The sequence below is a fragment of the Stenotrophomonas maltophilia genome, from assembly GCF_023518235.1.
Lineage (GTDB): Bacteria > Pseudomonadota > Gammaproteobacteria > Xanthomonadales > Xanthomonadaceae > Stenotrophomonas.
Genome location: NZ_CP090423.1, coordinates 3000236 through 3017378, shown reverse-complemented (window position 1 = coordinate 3017378; position 17143 = coordinate 3000236). Strand labels below are relative to the sequence as shown.

Genomic DNA, 17143 nt, shown 5'->3' with positions numbered 1-17143 from the left:
GACCCAAGAGCAAAAGCCGCAGCTGCACCCAGTAGATCCACGCCATGCGTGGATGCTCTAGCCGTTGATCTTGCCCTTCCAGTCCGCCTTCAAGCGAGCCGAGCACCGCAGGTCCGGCGAGGGCGAAGAGGCGCGGGTGTTTGAGCGCAGCGAGTTCCCGCGCCGTCCCTCGACGGGCCGAGGAGCACAGGGCACCGGCGTGCGCAGCACGTCGGCTCGCGGCCGGCGGAGCGTTTCTTTGGTTACTTTCTTTGCGCGCAAAGAAAGTGACACCCCTCCGCGGTCGCGGAAATGACCCGCCGGGAACCACCGGCGAACCCCGTCAATCCTTCCCGCGCGCCATCGCCTGGAACACCCCATCGCGCCGCACCCACAGGTGGAACAGCGCCGCACCCACGTGCATCAGTACCGTGGCGAACAACACGTAGGCCAACAGGCTGTGCGCGTTGCGCAGGGCGGCATACAGCGCCGGGGTATGCGGCACGATCGGCGGCAGGTGCAGGCCACCCCCGAGCACGACCGGGTAGCCGCCGGCCGACAGCATCGCCCAGCCAATCAGCGGCATCGCCAGCATCAGCGCGTACAGCATCCAGTGCGAGGCTTTCGCAGCCACCACCTGCCACACCGGCAGGTCGGCCGGCAGTGGCGGCGGACGATGTCGCAGGCGGTTGTACAGGCGCAGCAGCACCAGCAGCAGGATCGCGATGCCCAGCGGGCGGTGCAGGTCGATCAGCACCGGACGCAGATGCAGTGAGGCGACCATGGTCACGCCGATGAACAGCATGGCGATGATCATCAGCGCCATGCTCCAGTGCAGCACCCGCGCCAGCAGGTTGAAGTGGCCGTTGCCGGTACTCATCGTGCGGCCCCCTTCGGTTGCTCGACGTTGCCGCTGGCGCGCTCGCGCTCGCGGCGGTTGAAGGACTGCGAGTACACGGCCGAGCGCGCAGCCAGGATCGGATCGTCGCTGCCGCGCACGCCGCTGGGCAGGATCAGCGGATCGAAGTTGATCTGGCCGCAGGCGCCTTCCTCCTGCGACTGCATGCGGTCCAGGCTGAGCACGCCGGCCACCACCTCATCGCGCGACGCGGGCCACGGCACCGACGGATCATCGATGGCATCGCCAGGCGCGGCGGTGCTGACGACCAGGTTCCAGCGCACCGGGCCGTTGGCCAGGCGCTGTTTCAGTTCCTGGCTGAGGAAATCGACGCTGGCCTGCTTGCGCGTTTCCGCATCCATCTCCACCACCGCCGCCTGCGGCTGCCAGCGCCAGCGCACGGCTCGCTTCTGACCCTGCGCATTGGTGAACCAGAAACTGTTGACGCTGTTGAAGGTGGTGTCGGCCCAACTGCTGGTCCACGGTGCGGTCCTGGCCCACTGCTGGAACGCCTGTGCACTGGGGTACTTCGCCAGCACCGCCGCCATCTTCTGCGGGTCGGGCTTGCCGGTGGCCGGGTCGGGAATGGAGGCGCGCGTCTGCTCGTAGAACGCCTCGGCGTTGGGCACGGCGAAGAACGGGAAGCTGTTCATCGCCATACGCCATTCCTGGCCATCGTCGCTGACCATCTGCACCGCGAGGCTGCGCACGCGTGCGGTGTTGTCGGCGCCGTAGGGGTCGCCACCGCCGATCGACAGGCGGCCCATCACTGGCACCCGGGTCTGCGAGAACACCCGTGCACTGGACAGGGTGGGGGCCTGCGCGCTGGGTTCGAACCAGCCGCTCACGCAGATGCCCTTGCTGTGCGCGCGGCGGAAACCTGGATGGGCCGGGCCGGTGGCCTCGATGGTGTCGGTGAAGCGCTGCGCGGTCAGGCGGTTGCCGATCCAGCCGGCCAGCCAGGCGAAGGTCAGCGCGACCGCACCCAGAATCAGTGCGATCAGTGCGATCCAGAGCAGTGGCGAAGGCCTGCGCGGTGCGCCTGGCGTCTGGCCGGCACGGGTGTAGCGGAAGAGCGACATGGTCGGAGTCCTGCCTTCACGGAGCGTGTGGGTGGTCGACCCACACATCCTCGCAGAACCTTTCCAGGCCCGGTATTCAAATTTTCGTCAAGTTTGCCGGGAACGGCGTGCCGACCAAGGTCGGCACCCACCGGGATTGCGGGTCAGTACCTGTACCCGCACTTGCATGGGTAGCGCCGGGCCATGCCCGGCGGCGCCATCAGGCGTAACGCGCCTTCAGCATCGCCCACGCCGAGCGCAGCGCCAGCGCTTCGCCACCGGCCGGACGACCCGGGCGTTCGCCATCGTTCCAGGCATACACGTCCAGGTGCGCCCAGCGCTGGCCGTCCTGCAGGAACCGCTCCAGATACAACGCGGCGGTGACCGAGCCGGCCATGCGCGAACCGGCGTTGGCCAGATCGGCAATGCCGCTGCTCAGGTAGCGCAGGTAGGGGCGCCACAGCGGCATGCGCCAGACCGGGTCGCGCGTTGCATCGCCAGCCTGCAGCCACTGCTGGGCCACCGTGTCGTCGTTGCTGAACAGTGCCGGCAGATCCGGGCCCAGCGCGATGCGGGCAGCGCCGGTAAGGGTGGCGAAATCCAGCACCAGGTCCGGCGTCTGCTCACCGGCAAAGGTCAGCGCATCGCACAGGATCACGCGGCCCTCGGCGTCGGTGTTGTCGATCTCCACGCTCAGGCCCTTGCGGGTGGCGATCACTTCGCCGGGACGGAACGCATCCGGACCGATCGCGTTTTCCACCGCCGGCACCAGCAGGGTCAGGCGCACCGGCAGCCCGCGTGCCATCACCAGGCCGGCCAGGGCCAGTGCGTGGGCGGCGCCGCCCATGTCCTTCTTCATGTTGCGCATGCCGTCGGCCGGCTTGATGTCCAGGCCGCCGGTATCGAAGCAAACGCCCTTGCCGACCAGCACCAGCGACGGATCGGTGTCCTTGCCCCAGCGCAGCACCACCAGGCGCGGCGCGCGATGCGAGGCGCGGCCCACGGCGTGGATGGCCGGGAAATTCTGCTTCAGCAGTTCATCGCCGGTGATCGCCTCGACCTGCGCACCGTGTGCATCGGCCAGCGCACGCGCGGCGTCTTCCAGCTGCTGCGGGCCCATGTCTTCGGTCGGGGTGTTGACCCAGTCGCGCACGCGCAGGCTGGCGGCGATCAGGTCGGCCACTTCGCCGGACGGTGCAGCCACCAGCCGTGCCGGCGCACGGTTGCGCTTGCGGTAGCGGTCGAAGCGGTAGCTGCCCAGGCCCCAACCCAGCTGCAGCAGCGCCTGTTCGGCGGCCGGCAGGTCATTGGCCAGCTGCCAGACGCTGCCTTCCGGCAGCGCGTGCGGCGCGTGCGCATAGCTGTAGGCATCGGCGCGATCGCCCACGCCCATCACCGCACCGGCCAGGCCATCGGCACCGGGCAGCAAGGCCACGCTGTGCGCGCCGGCGCTGAAGCCCTGCGAGGCCAGCCACGCCTGGGTCGCGGCCGGTTGACCGTCTTTCCAGGCGGCAAACTGTTCGCGGTCCAGCACGTACAGCGGCAGTGCCGCGGTGGTGTCGGCGGTGAAGCCAGTGATCTCGCTCATGCGTCAGATACTCCGGGGTGCGGCGGCGTCGAGGTTGGCGTCCAACCAGTCGGCCAGGCCGGTGAGGGTGTCGAACTGCAGGTCCGGCTGCAGTTGCGGATGGGTCCAGGTGGCAGCCTCGCGGTTGATCCAGCAGCCGCGCAGGCCGGCGGCAATCGCTCCGGCCACGTCCATCTCGGCGTGGTCGCCGACGTGCAGTACCTGGGCCGGCGCCACACCCAAACGGGTGCAGGCGGCGTGGAAGATGCTGGCCTCGGGCTTGGCCGCGCCGTGTTCGCGCGAACCCAGCTGGAAGGCGAAATGATGGGCCAGGCCGATCCGTTCCAGGTCGGCATTGCCGTTGCTCAGCGCCGCCACCGGCACCCGCGCGGCGATACGCGCCAGCGCGTCGATTGCATCCGGGTAGCACTCGACCTGGTTGCGCGCGGCGTAGAACACCTCATACGCCGGTTCCAGCAGATCGAGGCTGGCGCCACTGGTGTGCAGCGCTTCGTGCAGGGTCAGCCGGCGCAGTGCGCTCAGGTCGTGGTGGAGGCGCGGATGGGCGTGGTACAGCCGCTCGCGCAGTTCGCGCATCGCCGCCACCGGATACATCGCAGCGGTGGCCGGGCTGTGTTCGCACATCCACGCGTGCAGGACCTGTTCGATGCGGGCGCCGATCGGAGCGAACGGCCACAGCGTGTCGTCAAGGTCGAGGGTGATGGCTTGGACGGGGAAATTCACCCCGCCATTCTACCCCTGCCCGCGCGGCCTTTCATGCGGCGCGGCGGGCGGGGGCACGGGCGCTGGGCCGGGTCAGCGCAGGTTGTACGAGCAGGCGATGGTGGTCTGTCCGTCGAACGCCTGCACGTCCAGATTATGCCGGCCCACTTCCTTCGTATAGGTGCCGGCCACCGGGTCGGTCATCTTCGCCAGGGCCGCGATCTGCTCAACCCTGGCCGTGCTGAAGTACGCGGTGAAACTGTCGATGCCGTCCTCGCCGCTGGCGCCGTCATAGGACTGCAGGCGGTTCACCGGCTGGCCCAGCACCATCAAGGGCGTGGTCAGCCGGAACTCGCCGCTGGATTCGCCGTTCTGCGCCCGCGCCGGGGCCGGTGCCAGCAGCCGGGCCATGGCGTCGAACTGCTGGGGCGTGAGGTGTCGCTTGCAGGTCACCGCTTCCACAAGCTGGGAACGCGCCTGCTCGGCGGTCGGTGGTGCGGCGGCGAACGTGGGAGCGGCAAGGCAGGCCAAGGCGAGGCAACGCGTAGCGAGAGAGATCATGCGAACGGATCCATCCGAAAAAAGGGGGCATAGTCTGCCAGTTCTGCCCTTGTTCCGGCCCTGCTGTCTGCGCGCCGCCGCCGCTGCCGTGTTCATTCCAGCAGCCGCGCCCAGCCCTGCATGCCGTCCAGCCGCGCCAGCACCAGCTTGATGCAGACCAGCAGCGGCACCGCCAGCAGCAGGCCGATCATGCCCCAGGCCCAGCCGAACACCATCAGCGCCAGGATCAGCACCAACGGCGATAGCTTCATGCGCCGGCCCAGCACGATCGGGGTCACCATCTGTCCTTCCAGGGTGTGCAGGCCCAGGTAGGCGGCCGCTGGCAGCAGCGCCTGCAACGGGTCGCGGAACTCGACGAAGCCCATCAACAGCATCAGCGTCACGCCGATCAGCGGGCCCACGTACGGTGCGAAGTTCAGCAGCGCGGCCACCGTGCCCCACAGCAACGCCTCCTGCAGGCCGATGCCGAGCAGCATCAGCACGCCGGAGAACACCAGGCCCACCAGCGTGTTGATCACGCTGATGGTCAGCACATAGCGTGAGACCTCGCGCTCGATCGAACGCAGGATGTCACTGGTGAAGCGCTGCTGCTGGCGGTTCGGGAACAACGCGATCGCCGCGCGCTGCAGGCTCTGGCCGTAGATCATGAAGAACAGGGTCAGCAGTACCACGGCCAGCACCGAGGCGGCCAGCCGTGGCGCACGGGTCAGCATGCGGTAGGGGTCGTCCAGCTGGGTGCGGATCACCTGCACCTTGTGATTGCTGTCACCGCCGGCCACCCGCGCGAAGTTCTCGGCGGCCTGGTTGGCCTGCTGCACTGGCTTGGTCAGGTCCTGCACCTGGCGGGCCACCTTGCGCAGCTGCTGCGGCGCCTCCTGCGCCCAGTCCATGGCAGGGCCGATCAGCTGCACCGCCAGCGCACCGGTCACGCCCAGGCCGGCACCCAGGATCAGCAGCGCGCCCAGTGCGCGTGGAATCCACAGCTTCTGCAGCAGGCGCAGGATCGGGTTGCCGACCAGCGCAAAGAACATCGCCAGCAGCACCGGCAGGATGATGTCCTGCGCGGCCCACAGGGTGAAGCCCACCGCCAGGGTCGCCAGCACCACCAGCGACATCGGCCCGCGTGGGCGCGACGGTGGCGGCAGCGGCGCCTCGGGTGCGTCCGGGTTGCCCGGTGAGGGGGACAGAAGGGACTCGCTCATCGATGCGGCAACCAGGAAGGGGAACGCATTATCCGCCGGCTGTGATCGGCGCGGCGGATTCCATGGATCAACGTTCGGACAGCTCGGTGGCCGCTTCGGCCGGGCGCGGTTCGCGCAGTTCCGGTTCCGGCGCCGGTTGCGGTGTTGGCCGCGCTTCAGCGGTGGAGGCCGCCGCCTGTGCCTGTTCACTGGCCTGGTCGGCGTCGTCAGCCGCATCGTCGGCGGAGGCAGCGGCCTGTGCGGCAATCGCGGTGGCGAACGCCGCCTGTGCGCTGGCGAACAGATTGGAGACCGAACCGACCATCTGCAGCCAGCGCGCACCGTTGACCTTGCCCGGCACCTCCAGCTTGCCGGCGATGAACCCGCCGGCCAGGCCGACCACCACGATGCGCAGCGGCGACCAGCCCTGGCGCCAGACCTGGCTGAGCGTGGACCAGTGGTCCTGGGTCTCGCCCAGGCGCACGGTCACCACCTGTTCGCAGCGTTTCACCCGCCGCTGCAGCGCGCCGAACTTCATGGCTTGCCCTCCGGCAGCTGCACCTCGGCATCGGGATCGTCTTCGCTGGGCTCGTCGAACAGGCCCAGGCGTGACAGCTGGCGCCGGGTGGCGTGCATGCCGGTGTGGTGGAAGAAGTAGGACACCCGCCAGATCGCATAGCCGGTGATTGCCAGGCTCAGCAGCGAGGTGATCAGCAGCGCCTGCAGCCAGCTCAGGCCCCAGCTCTGCAGCAGGGCGATGAGGGTGGCGGCCATCAGCAGCCAGGCCGAGGCGCCGAATACGATGGCCACACCGGCCCAGGCCAGCGCACGGCCGAACGCACTGCGGGCCAGTGCGAAATCGGCAGATGCCAGCCGACGCAGCGAACGCACGGTGTGCTTGGCCGAATCAGCTGCGGCACGACCGGCCGCGCCGACCTGGCGGATGCTCTCATCCAGCGGCGGGGTCGCCGCTGGATCAGGCGTTTGCGTGGTGTCTTCGCTCACGCTGTCGCTTACTTGTCGCTGCTGCCGCGGGCCAGCTTGGCGATGATCCAGCCGGCAGCGAAGGCCACACCGAACGAAGCCAGCGGACGTTCGCGGATCAGTTCAGCGGCGCTGTCGATCAGGTCCTTGCCCTTGTCCATCAGCGCATCGACCTGTTCCTTGGCGGCGGCACCGCCGAACTCGGCGGCGGCCAGGCCGGACAGGGCACTGTCGGACAGTTCAGCCTTGACGTTGGCCTTGCCGATGCGCAGCTCGTCGGTCGCTGCACCGGTCGCACCCTTGATCGCACCGCCGGCGGCACTGGCGGCCTGCTTCAGGTGGGAACCGGCTTCACCCAGGTGTTCCTTCAGGTTCTCGGTATTGGTGGGGCTCATCGAATCACTCCTGTTGCGATGGGGGAACGGGCGTCGGCGGTGCCGACCTGGACTGACAGCAATAGCATTGCCGGGGTATAGGAGGTGTTACGGCAGAGCGATCAGCGCATCACGAGCTGGCCCTGCTGCTGGCCGTTGTTGCGCAGGATGCGCAGCACCAGGGTCGGTGGGCGCTGCTGGAAGTTGGCGCGCCAGCTGGCCAGATCAGCGAATTCACCTACGGTGGCATCGGTGATGATGTCGCCCTGCTGCAGGCCGTTGTTGGCCGCGCGGCTGCCGCGCTTGACCTCGCTGACCAGCACCCCGCCCGCGCCGGACTGGCGCAGCGATTCGGGCAGGTCGACGAAGGTGGCGCCGCCCAGCCGCGGGTCCAGGCTGTCGCCGGTGACAGCACGTGCCTGTTCCTTCAGTGTCGCCTTGATCTGCAAGGGTTTGCCTTCGCGACGTACGTCCAGCGCCATCGCGCTGCCTACTGCGGCCAGGCCTTCCACGTTGTGCAGGGCCTCGGCGCTGTCCACGCGCTGGCCGTTGGCCGCAACCACCACGTCGCCCGGCTTCAGGCCGGCGGCGGCGGCGGCCGAGCCGGCCAGCACGCGGGTGATCAGTGCACCACGGGTTTCGCCCAGGCCCAGGCCCTGCGCGATCTGCGCGGTCAGGTTCTGGCTTTCCACGCCCAGCGTGCCGCGCACCACCACGCCATGCTTGACCAGCTGGTCGACCACGCTGCGCGCCAGGTTGGAAGGGATGGCCAGGCCCAGGCCGATGTTGCCGGCCATGCTGCCCTGCGGATTGAAGCTGGCGGTGTTGATGCCCACCAGCTGGCCCTGCAGGTCGACCAGCGCGCCACCGGAGTTGCCGGGGTTGATCGACGCATCGGTCTGGATGAAGTTCTGGTAGCCCAGCCCGCGGATGCCGCTGCGGCCCACCGCCGAGACGATGCCCGAGGTGACCGTCTGGCTGAAACCGAACGGGTTGCCGATGGCCACCACGAAGTCGCCTACCCGCAGCTGGTCGCTGTTGCCGAGCTTGATGTCGGTCAGGTTCTGCGCCGGGATGCGGATCAGTGCGATGTCGGTGTCGCGGTCCGAGCCGAGGAACTCGGCCTTGACCGTGCGCCCGTCGGCCAGCGTCACCTGCACGTCATCGGCGTTGTCGATGACATGGTGGTTGGTCAGAACCAGCCCTTCCTTGGCGTCGATGATCACGCCCGAACCCAGCGATTCGTTGATGCGCTCCTGCGGAATATCCGGGAACAGGCGACGGAAGAACGGGTCGTTGAAGAACGGGTTGCGCACGCGCACCACCTGCTTGGTGTTGACGCTGACCACCGCCGGCATCGCCTTTTCAAGCATCGGCGCCAGCGACGGTACTGCCTGCCCGGCGACCGAAGCCGGCAGCGCCGCCGTGGTGGGTAGCACTGCTGGCAGGGGCGCTGCATCGGCGCGATTGTCCAGGTGCGCGTTGATGCCGGTGGCAACGAAGCCACCGAAGGCGGCGGCGATTGCGAGCGTGAGCAGGGTGGGTAGCGGTCGCATGGGCGTCGGTTCGCAGGCAGGAAGGAGGGGCCGTTAGGTCCTACGGTAAAACAAGCTGAATGAGTCTGTCGCGATCTGGATAAATGCGCCATGAAAGTCGGATGCGTGACCTCGGCGCCAGGCGTGGTCAGGAACGCAGAGTGCGACACCGGCGGAGGCCATGCGTGCAGCGTCCGGGCACGCCGCGAACGCAGCCGGTACCGGCCGATACTTGCGCAGTTCCGCGCAACCGGGTGCTGCAGGACACCACGACGCACACCTGCGGCCGCACCCGGGCCGATGTACGCGACACGGCCTTTCCGCTGTGCCTGGCGTGCGGCGCAGCACTGAAAAAAAGGGGTTTCCTGCACACCTGCAAGCCCGGCGACGGCAACCAGCTACATCATTGCCGTCGCAGCAGATGCGATTGACGGCGCATGCCCCGTTCCACGATCGTCAATGTCGGTATAGCATCGCCCCGTTTTGATACCTAAGGCCCGCAGGAGGGCAACATGAGCAACGGTAATGGTGTGTCGGTCGTGACCGACGCCGTCGAGAACGTCAAAGAAGCCGCCACCAACGTCGGCGAGACCATCGCCCACGCCGCCGAAGACGCCGTGAAGTCGGTCAAGAAGACCGTCAAGCGCGCCACCAAGGCTGCAGGTACCCGCGTTGCCAAGGCCAAGAAGGCTGTGGCCAAGGTCGAGAAGACCGTTGCCAAGAAGGCCGAGAAGGCTGCCAAGTCGGTCGGCAAGACCGTTGCCAAGGCGAAGAAGAAGCTGGAAACGGCCAAGAAGAATGCCAAGGCCGAAGCCGCTGCCCTGAAGAAGGAAGTGGCCAAGAAGAAGGCCGCTGCCGGCAAGGCCGTGACCAAGAAGGCCGCCGCTGCCAAGAAGACCACCAAGGCTGCCGGCAAGAAGGTCGCCACCGTGAAGAAGGCTGCCACCAAGAAGGCCGCCGTCGCCAAGAAGACCGTCGCCAAGAAGGCTGCGGCCGCCAAGAAGGTGGTCGGCAAGAAGGTCGCCACCGCCAAGAAGGCCGTGGCCAAGAAGACCGTCGCCGCCAAGAAGGTCGCCGGCAAGAAGACCGTGGCTGCGAAGAAGGTTGTCGGCAAGAAGGTTGCCGCCACCAAGAAGGTTGCCACCAAGAAGACTGCCGCTGCCAAGAAGGTTGTTGGCAAGAAGGTTGCCGCCACCAAGAAGGTTGCCACCAAGAAGACCGCTGCTGCCAAGAAGGTCGTCGGCAAGAAGGTCGCTGCCACCCGCAAGGCTGTCGCCAAGAAGGCTGCGCCGCTGAAGAAGGTTGCTGCCAAGAAGGCTCCGGCCAAGAAGGCCCCGGCCAAGGCCGTGCGCAAGGTCGCCAAGCGCAAGTAATCGCGCCGTGACCGAAGGCCCTGCCGCCCAACGGGTGGTGGGGCCTTTCGCATTTGTGGGACATGGCCTGGGGCAAGATGCGGGTTCTTCCGGCCGGAGCCCCGAGCATGCGCGGTATCGATTTCAGTTCCTGGCAGGGCGTGCTGTCCACCCTGGCCGGCCTGGTGCTGATCACCCTGCTGGGCGTGGGCATCCGCCTGCTGGTGATGCAGACCCTGCAGCAGCGCCGTGAGCGCGAGAACCGGCAGATCAACGAACGCCTGCGCACCCTGATGGCGGCCTACAAGACCCTGGGCGGTTCGTTCACCGGCGAGCTGGGGGTGGATCCTTCGCATCGCCGTGACCTGCGCCAGCGCGAAGACGCCGAAGGCATCGCCGAGCCGCGCTCGGATCGCGCGCGTCGTATCCGTGATGCGGTTGAAGCGGCACTGTCGGACATCCTGCTGCTGGGCACCGACGAGCAGGTGCGGCTGGCGGCGCGTGCCGCCAATGAACTGGCACAGGGGCGGCCAGTACACACCCACGAACTGGTGATCTCGCTGCGCGATTTCGTGCGCGAAGCGCTGGACCTGGCGCCGATTCCGGCCGACCTGCAGATTCCACCGCAGGGGCCGACCCGGCCCGGCAGCAGTGGCGGCGGCAAGGGCCGCAGCGAAGGCGATGCCAAGGGTGGCCGCGCCGGTGGCGGAGCGGGGGGCGGGATGGGCGGTGGGATGGGCGCCGGCATGGGCCTGGGTGCCGGCGCCGCATTGGGCGCCGGCCATGGGTCTGCCAGCGACGAGGCGGACGCGCGCTGAGCGCGTCGCGCCGGCTCAGCCTTTCAGTTCGTAGATCGGCACGAAGCCGCCGTAGATCATCCGCGCGCCGTCGAACGGCATCGGGTTCTTGGCCGGATCCATCCGCGGGTCTTCCATCATTCTGGCCATGCCGGCGTCGCGGGTGGGCTTGTCCGGCCATTCGATCCAGGAGAACACCACCGTTTCCTCCGGCGTGGCCTTCACCGCGCCGAAGAAGTCGGTGGTCTTGCCGTGTGGCACGTCATCGCCCCAGCACTCGACCACGCGCAGCGCGCCGAACTCGACGAAGACCGGATTGCCGGCGCGCGCGTGGGCGAGGAACTTCTCCTTGTTGGCGGTGGGGACCGCCAGTACGAAACCATCGATGTAGCTCATTGCCTGCCTCCGCAGTGGACCGTGCCGCATGCACGGCCTTCAAGTACCCGACGAACCAGCGCGTGCTGGATCGACAACGGGTGAAAGGTGAGGGAAAGCTGCAGGGAGAATGCACGCGCGCCGCGCGCGTATGCCAGAAACAGCCTGAATCAAGCCAAAAAATTCAGCAATGCGAAGACCGCTGTTTTCAGGGAGCGTTGTGGCGAATAACGGAGAATTTACATTCCCGATGCGATGGCGCCCTGGCGCTGCTGCACACCATAAGAAAGTAAAGGTGTACCCCCATGAAGAATTCGCTGATTGCTCTGGCCCTGGCCGCTGCCCTGCCGTTCACCGCCTCGGCTGCTGAGAACCTGTCCTACAACTACGCCGAAGCCAACTACGCCAAGACCGACAACGATGCGTTCAAGTCCGACGGCTGGGGCGTGAAGGGTTCCTACGGCTTCCTGCCGAATTTCCACGCCTTCGGTGAATACAGCCGCCAGGAAATCGACCACACCAACATCAAGCGCGACCAGTGGAAGGTCGGTGCCGGCTACAACGTCGAGATCGCCCCGTCGACCGACTTCATTGCCCGCGTTGCCTACCAGAAGCTGGACCAGAAGCATGGCCTGGACTTCAACGGCTACAGCGCTGAAGCCGGTATCCGCACCGCCTTCGGCGCCCACGCCGAGGTCTATGGCCTGGTCGGCTACGAAGACTACTCCAAGAAGCACGGCATCAATCCGGAAGGCCAGTGGTACGGCCGCCTGGGTGGCCAGGTCAAGCTGAACCAGAACTGGGGCCTGAACGGCGAGCTGAAGATGAACCGCGACGGCGACAAGGAATACACCGTCGGCCCGCGCTTCAGCTGGTAATTGCCTCCTCGGCGCGCCTGCGCGCTGACGATGCCTCGACAGGCCCGGCAAATGCCGGGCCTGTTGCGTTGTGACGAACCGAAATGGCGCCTGACCACCGGCAGGGTGCCATTGCTGCGTTGCAATGAATTGGATTCCGCTGGCGGCGGCATCGACCTACGGTGACTGTCCCGTGCTGCTGGACATGCCGCGATGCCACCCGCCTTTCCGCCTGTGCTTCCCGATCGACCACGACGCCTGGCGTTGCTGGATCCGCATCCGGTACTGCGGTTGGGTGTGGAAGTGCTGTTGCGCCAGCACGCCAGCGTGCAGGTGCGGCTGAGCCTGTCCAGCGAACGCCATCTGCTGCACCTGCTTGAGCGCAGCCCGACCTGCGTGGATCTGCTGTTGATCGACGCGCTGCCGATGGGCGACCAGGGTGACGGCCTGGCCTTGCTGCGGCTGCTGTCGCAGCGATGGCCGTCATTGCCGGTGCTGGTGCTGTCGGCGCACTGCAACGCCAGCACGGTGAACTCCGCGCTGCGCGCGGGCGCACGCGGGTTCCTGTCCAAATCAACGCCGCCGCATGTCCTGCTGCGCGCCATCGAGGTGGTGGCGCGTGGGGGGCGCTTCGTGCCGCCGGAGCTGCGCACCGCACTGCACCTGCCGCGGATCCGCAGGTTGCCTACACCCGCACTGCCGCCCCTGAGCCGGCGCGAGCGCGAGGTACTCGGCCTGGTGCTGAAGGGCATGACGACCAGCGAAATGGCGCTGCGCGCCGGGCGCTCGGCCAGCACGATCAGCTCGCAGAAGACCTCGGCCTACCGCAAGCTCGGCATCCGGGGCGATGGCGACCTGTTCCGCTTCCGCCATCTGCTCGACTGTGGATGAGCCGGCTTACCCGCCCAGGTACTGCTTTTCTTCCACCAGCGCCGAACCCGCCACGCGGTTGATCTCGTTCTTTACCTGGATGCGCTCGCCATTGGTGCCGTACACGCCGCGCGCCAGCTGGATGAACGCGTCGTCGAACACCTGGGCCGCTTCCTTGTCGCGCAGCTGGTCCTGGATGTCCCACATGCGCTCGTTGATCGCCTTCAGCTGCTGCTTCAATGCGGTCAGTGCCGGTTGCGCCTGCAGCTGCTGCTGCAACAAGGGCAGCAGGCCGTCCAGCTCAGTGCGCACGTTGGCCAGCTTGGCGGCATCGTCGATGCGCTCGGCCTTGATCTCGAGAATGGTGATCTTGTCGATCAGTTCGCCGATCGATACCGGGGTCAGGATGGCGTCCACGCGGTTGGTTCCTGGAAACAAGGCGCCATGATAGCGCGCCGCCGGCGCGTGGCCTGCCTCCACGGGATTTACGCCGAATTTGCGCTGCGGGCCCGGCAGCACCCTCGATCCGTTACGGGCACGCGCTCGACACTGCCGTCCCGGCGGCGTGGCCGCCTTCGACGAGGAAACAAGTGCAGTGAACAGCAAGGGGATGATGGCGGCTGCGGTGGCCGCCCTGGCAGGGCTGCTCGGAATCGGCGGCGCGCAGGCACAGGTGCAGGTGAGCGGCAGTGCGGCGCTGACCAGTGACTACGTGTGGCGCGGCAGCTCGCAGAGCGATGGCGACCCGGCGGTACAGGCCGGCGGGAAGGTTTCGATCCCGTCGGGCTGGTACGCCAGTGTGTGGGGTTCCAACGTGTCGTTCGAACCGGACAATGGCGCACGCAGCGAGTTCGATCTGGTGGCGGGTTGGTCCGGCGCACTGGCACCGGACTGGACACTGGATGTCAACCTGACCCGCTACCTGTACCCGGGCACCGGACGCGCGCTGGATTGGACCGAGCTCAACACTACGCTGACCTGGAAACAGCGCGCCTGGTTGCAGCTGGCGCATTCCAACGATGCACTGGCCGGCGGCCATCGCGGTACCTATGCACAGCTGGGCGTACGCGTGCCGCTGCACGAGCGCTTCCGCCTGGAAGCGGCGGTGGGCCAGTACTGGCTGGCCAACGCGCAGGGGCCGGACTACCTGCATGGCCAGCTCAGCGCGATCGCCACGCTGACGCCGGCCTGGGAACTGCGTGCCACCGTGCACGACACCGACAGCGCCGCCAAGCGCCTGTTCCCGGGCAACGCCGGCGGCCGCTGGGAACTGGCGCTGCAGGGAAGCTTCTAGTCGGCAGTGGTGGCCTGGCGCGCACGCAGCGCGCCGGGCAGCCACAGCAGCAGCGCCAGCACGGCCACGGCTGCACCGGCCACGCAGATGCCGGTCCAGCCGTAGCGCTGGTAGACCTGCGCCGACAGCAGCGAGCCCAGTGAGCCGCCGATGAAGTAGCCGGTCATGTAACCGGCGTTGAGCCGGTTGCGCGCGGCCGGCTGCAAGGCGTAGATCAGGTTCTGGTTGCTGACGTGCAGCAGTTGCGCGGCCAGGTCCAGCACCACCACGCCCACCAGCAGCGCCAGCAGCGAATGGGTGGACAGCCCCAGCGGTAGCCACGCCACCAGCAGCAGCACCAGTGCGATGGCCGTGGCGCGCCCGCTCTGGCCACGGTCGGACATGCGCCCGGCCAGTCCGGCGGCCAGCGTGCCAGCGGCACCGACCAGACCGAACAGGCCGATGGTGGCATCGCTGTAGGCATAGGGCGGCTGTGCCAGCAGGAAGGCAAGCGGGGTCCAGAAGATCGCGAACATGGCGAAACTGCACGCCCCCAGCAAGGTGCGCTGGCGCAGCACCGGTTCCTGCACGAACAGCACGCCGATCGAGCGCAGCAGGGCGAAATAGCCCAGGCCTGCGCTGTGGTGGAAGCGTGGCAGGCCACGCTGCAGGGCCAGCGCGGTCAGTACCAGGGTGGCCGCAGCGATGGCATAGACCAGCCGCCAGTCGCCCAGGCTCGAGAGCAGGCCGGCCACGGTGCGTGCCAGCAGGATGCCCAGCAGCAGCCCGCTCATCAGCGTGCCGACCACACGTCCGCGGTGCTCCGGTGCGGCCAGGGTGGCGGCGAACGGCACCAGCACCTGCGCCACCACCGAGAACAGGCCGGTGATCGCGGTGCCCACCAGCAGCCAGGCCAGCGACGGTGCACAGGCACTGATCACCAGGCCGCCGGCCGAGAGCAGGCTCATCACTACGATCAGGCGGCGCCGCTCGAACAGGTCACCCAGCGGCACCAGCAGGATCAGGCCGGCGGCATAGCTCAACTGCGCGGCGGTGACCACCATGCCGGCCTGGCCAAACGGCACGCCGAAGGCATCGGCGATGGTATGCAGCAGGGGCTGCGCATAGTAGTTGCTGGCCACAGCCACGCCGGTGGCCACCGACATCAGCAGCACCTGCCAGCGGTGCAGAGGGGGGAGAGACGGGCTCACGCGGTGTTCCAGTGGGCGGGGCGCACAGTGTCCGCCTGCTGCAGTCATGATGGAAATGAATCATCATCATCCCTGCCATCTGAAAACAAGATACAAGCGTGAACCTCAAGCAGCTCGAGTTCGCCGTCGCCCTGGCCGAGGAAGGCAACTTCACCCGTGCCGCTGAACGCTGCCATGTCGTGCAGTCCGCGCTCAGCCACCAGATCGCCGCGCTGGAGCAGGAACTGGGTGCCACGCTGTTCGAGCGCCTGCCGCGCCTGGTCCGCGCTACTGCCGCAGGTGAGGCGCTGCTGGTGCACGCGCGCCAGGTGCTGGCCAGCCTGCGTCACCTGCGTGCCGATGTGGCGGCGGTCAGTGGCGAAGTGCGTGGCCTGCTGGCCATCGGGCAGATTTCCTCACTCACCGGCATCGACGTGGTGGCAATGCTGGCTGCCTTCCAGCAGGTGCACCCGCAGGTGGAGTTCCAGTTGCGGGTGGACAAGAGCGAAGACCTGATCGCACAGGTGCAGTCGCGCGCGCTGGACGTGGCGCTGGTCGGGCTGGCGCCCTCGGCGGCGCTGGAGGGGGTCTGTCACCAGACGCTGCAGGAGGAAGACCTGGTGGCGGTGCTGTCCCCGTCGCACCGGTTGGCGCGGCGCAGGGGGCTGCCATTGACCGCGCTGCAGGATGAGGCACTGGTCGATTTTCCGCGCGGCACTGGTGCGCGCCGACAGACCGATGACGCCTTCGCTGCCGCCGGCCTGCCGCACACGGTGCGCTTCGAGGTCAACCTGATGGAACTGGTCGAGCGCTTCGTCCGCCATGGGCTGGCGGTGGGCATCGTGCCGGCGCTGATCGCCGACGGCTTCGAAGGGGTGGTGCAGATTCCGCTGCAGCCCACCCCGACCCGCCGCGTGCATCTGGTCTGGCAGCGGTTGCCGACGCCGGCAGCACGTGCCTTCGTCGAGGCCGTGCTCAGCCGCGCAGGCGCAGGCTCAGGCCCTTGAGGAAATTGCGCAGCATCTGGTCCAGGCAGCGCCGGTAGTTGGCATGGCCGGGCTGGCGGAACAGCGCACCGACTTCCGACTTGGAGACATTGAAACCGGCGCTGGCGAAGATCTCCATCAGGTCCACATCGCGCAGCTGGAACGCCACCCGAAGCTTCTTCAACACCAGGTTGTTGTCGATGCGGGTTTCCACTGCACGCCGCGGCTGGCTCTCGTCGCGGCCGCGCAGGTGCACGATGAGCCCGTCGAGGAAGTGCGCCAGCGCACGGTCGTTCATCGCCTCGAAACCGGCCTCATCCTCGCGACGCAGCCAGGCCTTCACCTGTTCGGTATCCACGGCGAAGGCCGGGTCGGCCATCTGGCACAGGGTCACCACGTGCTGGTCGCCCAGGTCCAGGGAGTAGCGCACGCTGCGCAGGACATCGTTGTTGATCATGGCCCATTGTACCGGCCCCCCTGCAGCTGGGGTCAGATGCCTGTGCGGAGCAGAGGGATCCGACCCCGGATCCGGCCGATCCGGCAACACAGGCGCCGGCCGACGGTGCCAGAATGGGGGCCT

The 17143-nt window shown here is 67.6% G+C and carries 20 protein-coding genes; 6 read left to right on the top strand and 14 right to left on the bottom strand.

What is annotated here, in order from left to right; translation table 11 throughout:
* Positions 1 to 322: 322 nt before the first annotated feature.
* The 10 genes from LZ605_RS14185 to LZ605_RS14140 all read right to left on the bottom strand — a co-directional run bounded on the left by LZ605_RS14185 (position 323) and on the right by LZ605_RS14140 (position 8884).
* Complete coding sequence (locus LZ605_RS14185; RefSeq protein ID WP_249842188.1) at positions 323 to 859, bottom strand: cytochrome b; 537 nt, start codon at positions 857 to 859, stop codon at positions 323 to 325.
* Positions 856 to 1959: a catalase family peroxidase gene (locus LZ605_RS14180; protein WP_249842187.1), complete on the bottom strand. Its 1104-nt coding sequence runs from the start codon at positions 1957 to 1959 to the stop codon at positions 856 to 858. Before LZ605_RS14180 ends, LZ605_RS14185 begins: the two co-directional genes overlap by 4 nt.
* Positions 1960 to 2158: 199 nt before the next feature.
* Positions 2159 to 3526, bottom strand: a complete 1368-nt coding sequence (locus LZ605_RS14175; protein WP_249842186.1) for a leucyl aminopeptidase family protein — start codon at positions 3524 to 3526, stop codon at positions 2159 to 2161.
* Positions 3527 to 3529: 3 nt separating this feature from the next.
* Positions 3530 to 4249, bottom strand: coding sequence for an HAD family hydrolase (locus LZ605_RS14170; RefSeq protein ID WP_249842185.1), 720 nt, complete (start codon positions 4247 to 4249; stop codon positions 3530 to 3532).
* A 72-nt stretch (positions 4250 to 4321) separates the two neighbouring features.
* Positions 4322 to 4789: a hypothetical protein gene (locus LZ605_RS14165; RefSeq protein ID WP_249842184.1), complete on the bottom strand. Its 468-nt coding sequence runs from the start codon at positions 4787 to 4789 to the stop codon at positions 4322 to 4324.
* 92 nt (positions 4790 to 4881) lie between these two features.
* The gene (locus tag LZ605_RS14160; protein ID WP_249842183.1) at positions 4882 to 5991 is read right to left on the bottom strand and encodes an AI-2E family transporter; all 1110 of its coding nucleotides are present in this window, start codon (positions 5989 to 5991) and stop codon (positions 4882 to 4884) included.
* Between the two features lie 67 nt (positions 5992 to 6058).
* Positions 6059 to 6508, bottom strand: coding sequence for a protein sip-5 (locus LZ605_RS14155; protein ID WP_249842182.1), 450 nt, complete (start codon positions 6506 to 6508; stop codon positions 6059 to 6061).
* Positions 6505 to 6975, bottom strand: a complete 471-nt coding sequence (locus LZ605_RS14150) for a phage holin family protein (protein WP_249842181.1) — start codon at positions 6973 to 6975, stop codon at positions 6505 to 6507. Before LZ605_RS14150 ends, LZ605_RS14155 begins: the two co-directional genes overlap by 4 nt.
* 8 nt (positions 6976 to 6983) lie before the next feature.
* A complete protein-coding gene (locus LZ605_RS14145; RefSeq protein WP_010486932.1) occupies positions 6984 to 7349 on the bottom strand; it encodes a hypothetical protein in 366 nt (121 codons plus the stop codon).
* A 101-nt stretch (positions 7350 to 7450) separates the two neighbouring features.
* Positions 7451 to 8884, bottom strand: a complete 1434-nt coding sequence (locus tag LZ605_RS14140) for a Do family serine endopeptidase (protein WP_249842180.1) — start codon at positions 8882 to 8884, stop codon at positions 7451 to 7453.
* Between the two features lie 491 nt (positions 8885 to 9375).
* Here LZ605_RS14140 and LZ605_RS14135 point away from each other — a divergent pair, with 491 nt between their 5' ends.
* Together LZ605_RS14135 and LZ605_RS14130 are read left to right on the top strand one after the other, a co-directional pair.
* Entirely contained in the window at positions 9376 to 10236 is an 861-nt protein-coding gene (locus LZ605_RS14135; protein ID WP_249842179.1) for a histone, read from the top strand.
* Positions 10237 to 10343: 107 nt separating this feature from the next.
* Positions 10344 to 11033 (top strand): hypothetical protein, encoded by a 690-nt coding sequence (locus tag LZ605_RS14130; protein ID WP_249842178.1) that lies wholly within the window; start codon positions 10344 to 10346, stop codon positions 11031 to 11033.
* Positions 11034 to 11048: 15 nt separating this feature from the next.
* On the opposite strand, the gene LZ605_RS14125 is transcribed toward LZ605_RS14130, so the two are convergent.
* The gene (locus LZ605_RS14125) at positions 11049 to 11408 is read right to left on the bottom strand and encodes a DUF1428 domain-containing protein (protein WP_107231528.1); all 360 of its coding nucleotides are present in this window, start codon (positions 11406 to 11408) and stop codon (positions 11049 to 11051) included.
* A 284-nt stretch (positions 11409 to 11692) separates the two neighbouring features.
* Between LZ605_RS14125 and LZ605_RS14120 the strand changes: the two genes are divergently transcribed.
* Positions 11693 to 12265 (top strand): Ax21 family protein, encoded by a 573-nt coding sequence (locus tag LZ605_RS14120; RefSeq protein ID WP_107231529.1) that lies wholly within the window; start codon positions 11693 to 11695, stop codon positions 12263 to 12265.
* 192 nt (positions 12266 to 12457) lie between these two features.
* Positions 12458 to 13135: a response regulator transcription factor gene (locus tag LZ605_RS14115; protein WP_249842177.1), complete on the top strand. Its 678-nt coding sequence runs from the start codon at positions 12458 to 12460 to the stop codon at positions 13133 to 13135.
* A 6-nt stretch (positions 13136 to 13141) separates the two neighbouring features.
* Here the strand turns inward: LZ605_RS14115 and LZ605_RS14110 are convergent, their stop codons facing one another.
* The gene (locus LZ605_RS14110; RefSeq protein WP_249842176.1) at positions 13142 to 13531 is read right to left on the bottom strand and encodes a DUF6165 family protein; all 390 of its coding nucleotides are present in this window, start codon (positions 13529 to 13531) and stop codon (positions 13142 to 13144) included.
* Positions 13532 to 13709: 178 nt separating this feature from the next.
* On the opposite strand from LZ605_RS14110, the gene LZ605_RS14105 reads away from it, so the two are divergent.
* On the top strand, positions 13710 to 14408 hold the full coding sequence (locus LZ605_RS14105; RefSeq protein ID WP_249842175.1) for a TorF family putative porin: 699 nt from the start codon (positions 13710 to 13712) through the stop codon (positions 14406 to 14408).
* On the opposite strand, the gene LZ605_RS14100 is transcribed toward LZ605_RS14105, so the two are convergent.
* Entirely contained in the window at positions 14405 to 15553 is a 1149-nt protein-coding gene (locus LZ605_RS14100; protein ID WP_343238604.1) for an MFS transporter, read from the bottom strand. The two genes, LZ605_RS14105 and LZ605_RS14100, sit on opposite strands and share 4 nt — an antisense overlap.
* A gap of 143 nt (positions 15554 to 15696) precedes the next feature.
* Here LZ605_RS14100 and LZ605_RS14095 point away from each other — a divergent pair, with 143 nt between their 5' ends.
* The gene (locus LZ605_RS14095) at positions 15697 to 16584 is read left to right on the top strand and encodes a LysR family transcriptional regulator (protein ID WP_249842173.1); all 888 of its coding nucleotides are present in this window, start codon (positions 15697 to 15699) and stop codon (positions 16582 to 16584) included.
* Here the strand turns inward: LZ605_RS14095 and LZ605_RS14090 are convergent.
* Positions 16553 to 17020 carry a DUF1456 family protein gene (locus LZ605_RS14090; protein ID WP_249842172.1) on the bottom strand — a complete coding sequence of 156 codons (468 nt, stop codon included), beginning with the start codon at positions 17018 to 17020 and terminating at the stop codon, positions 16553 to 16555. The two genes, LZ605_RS14095 and LZ605_RS14090, sit on opposite strands and share 32 nt — an antisense overlap.
* Positions 17021 to 17143 lie beyond the last annotated feature (123 nt).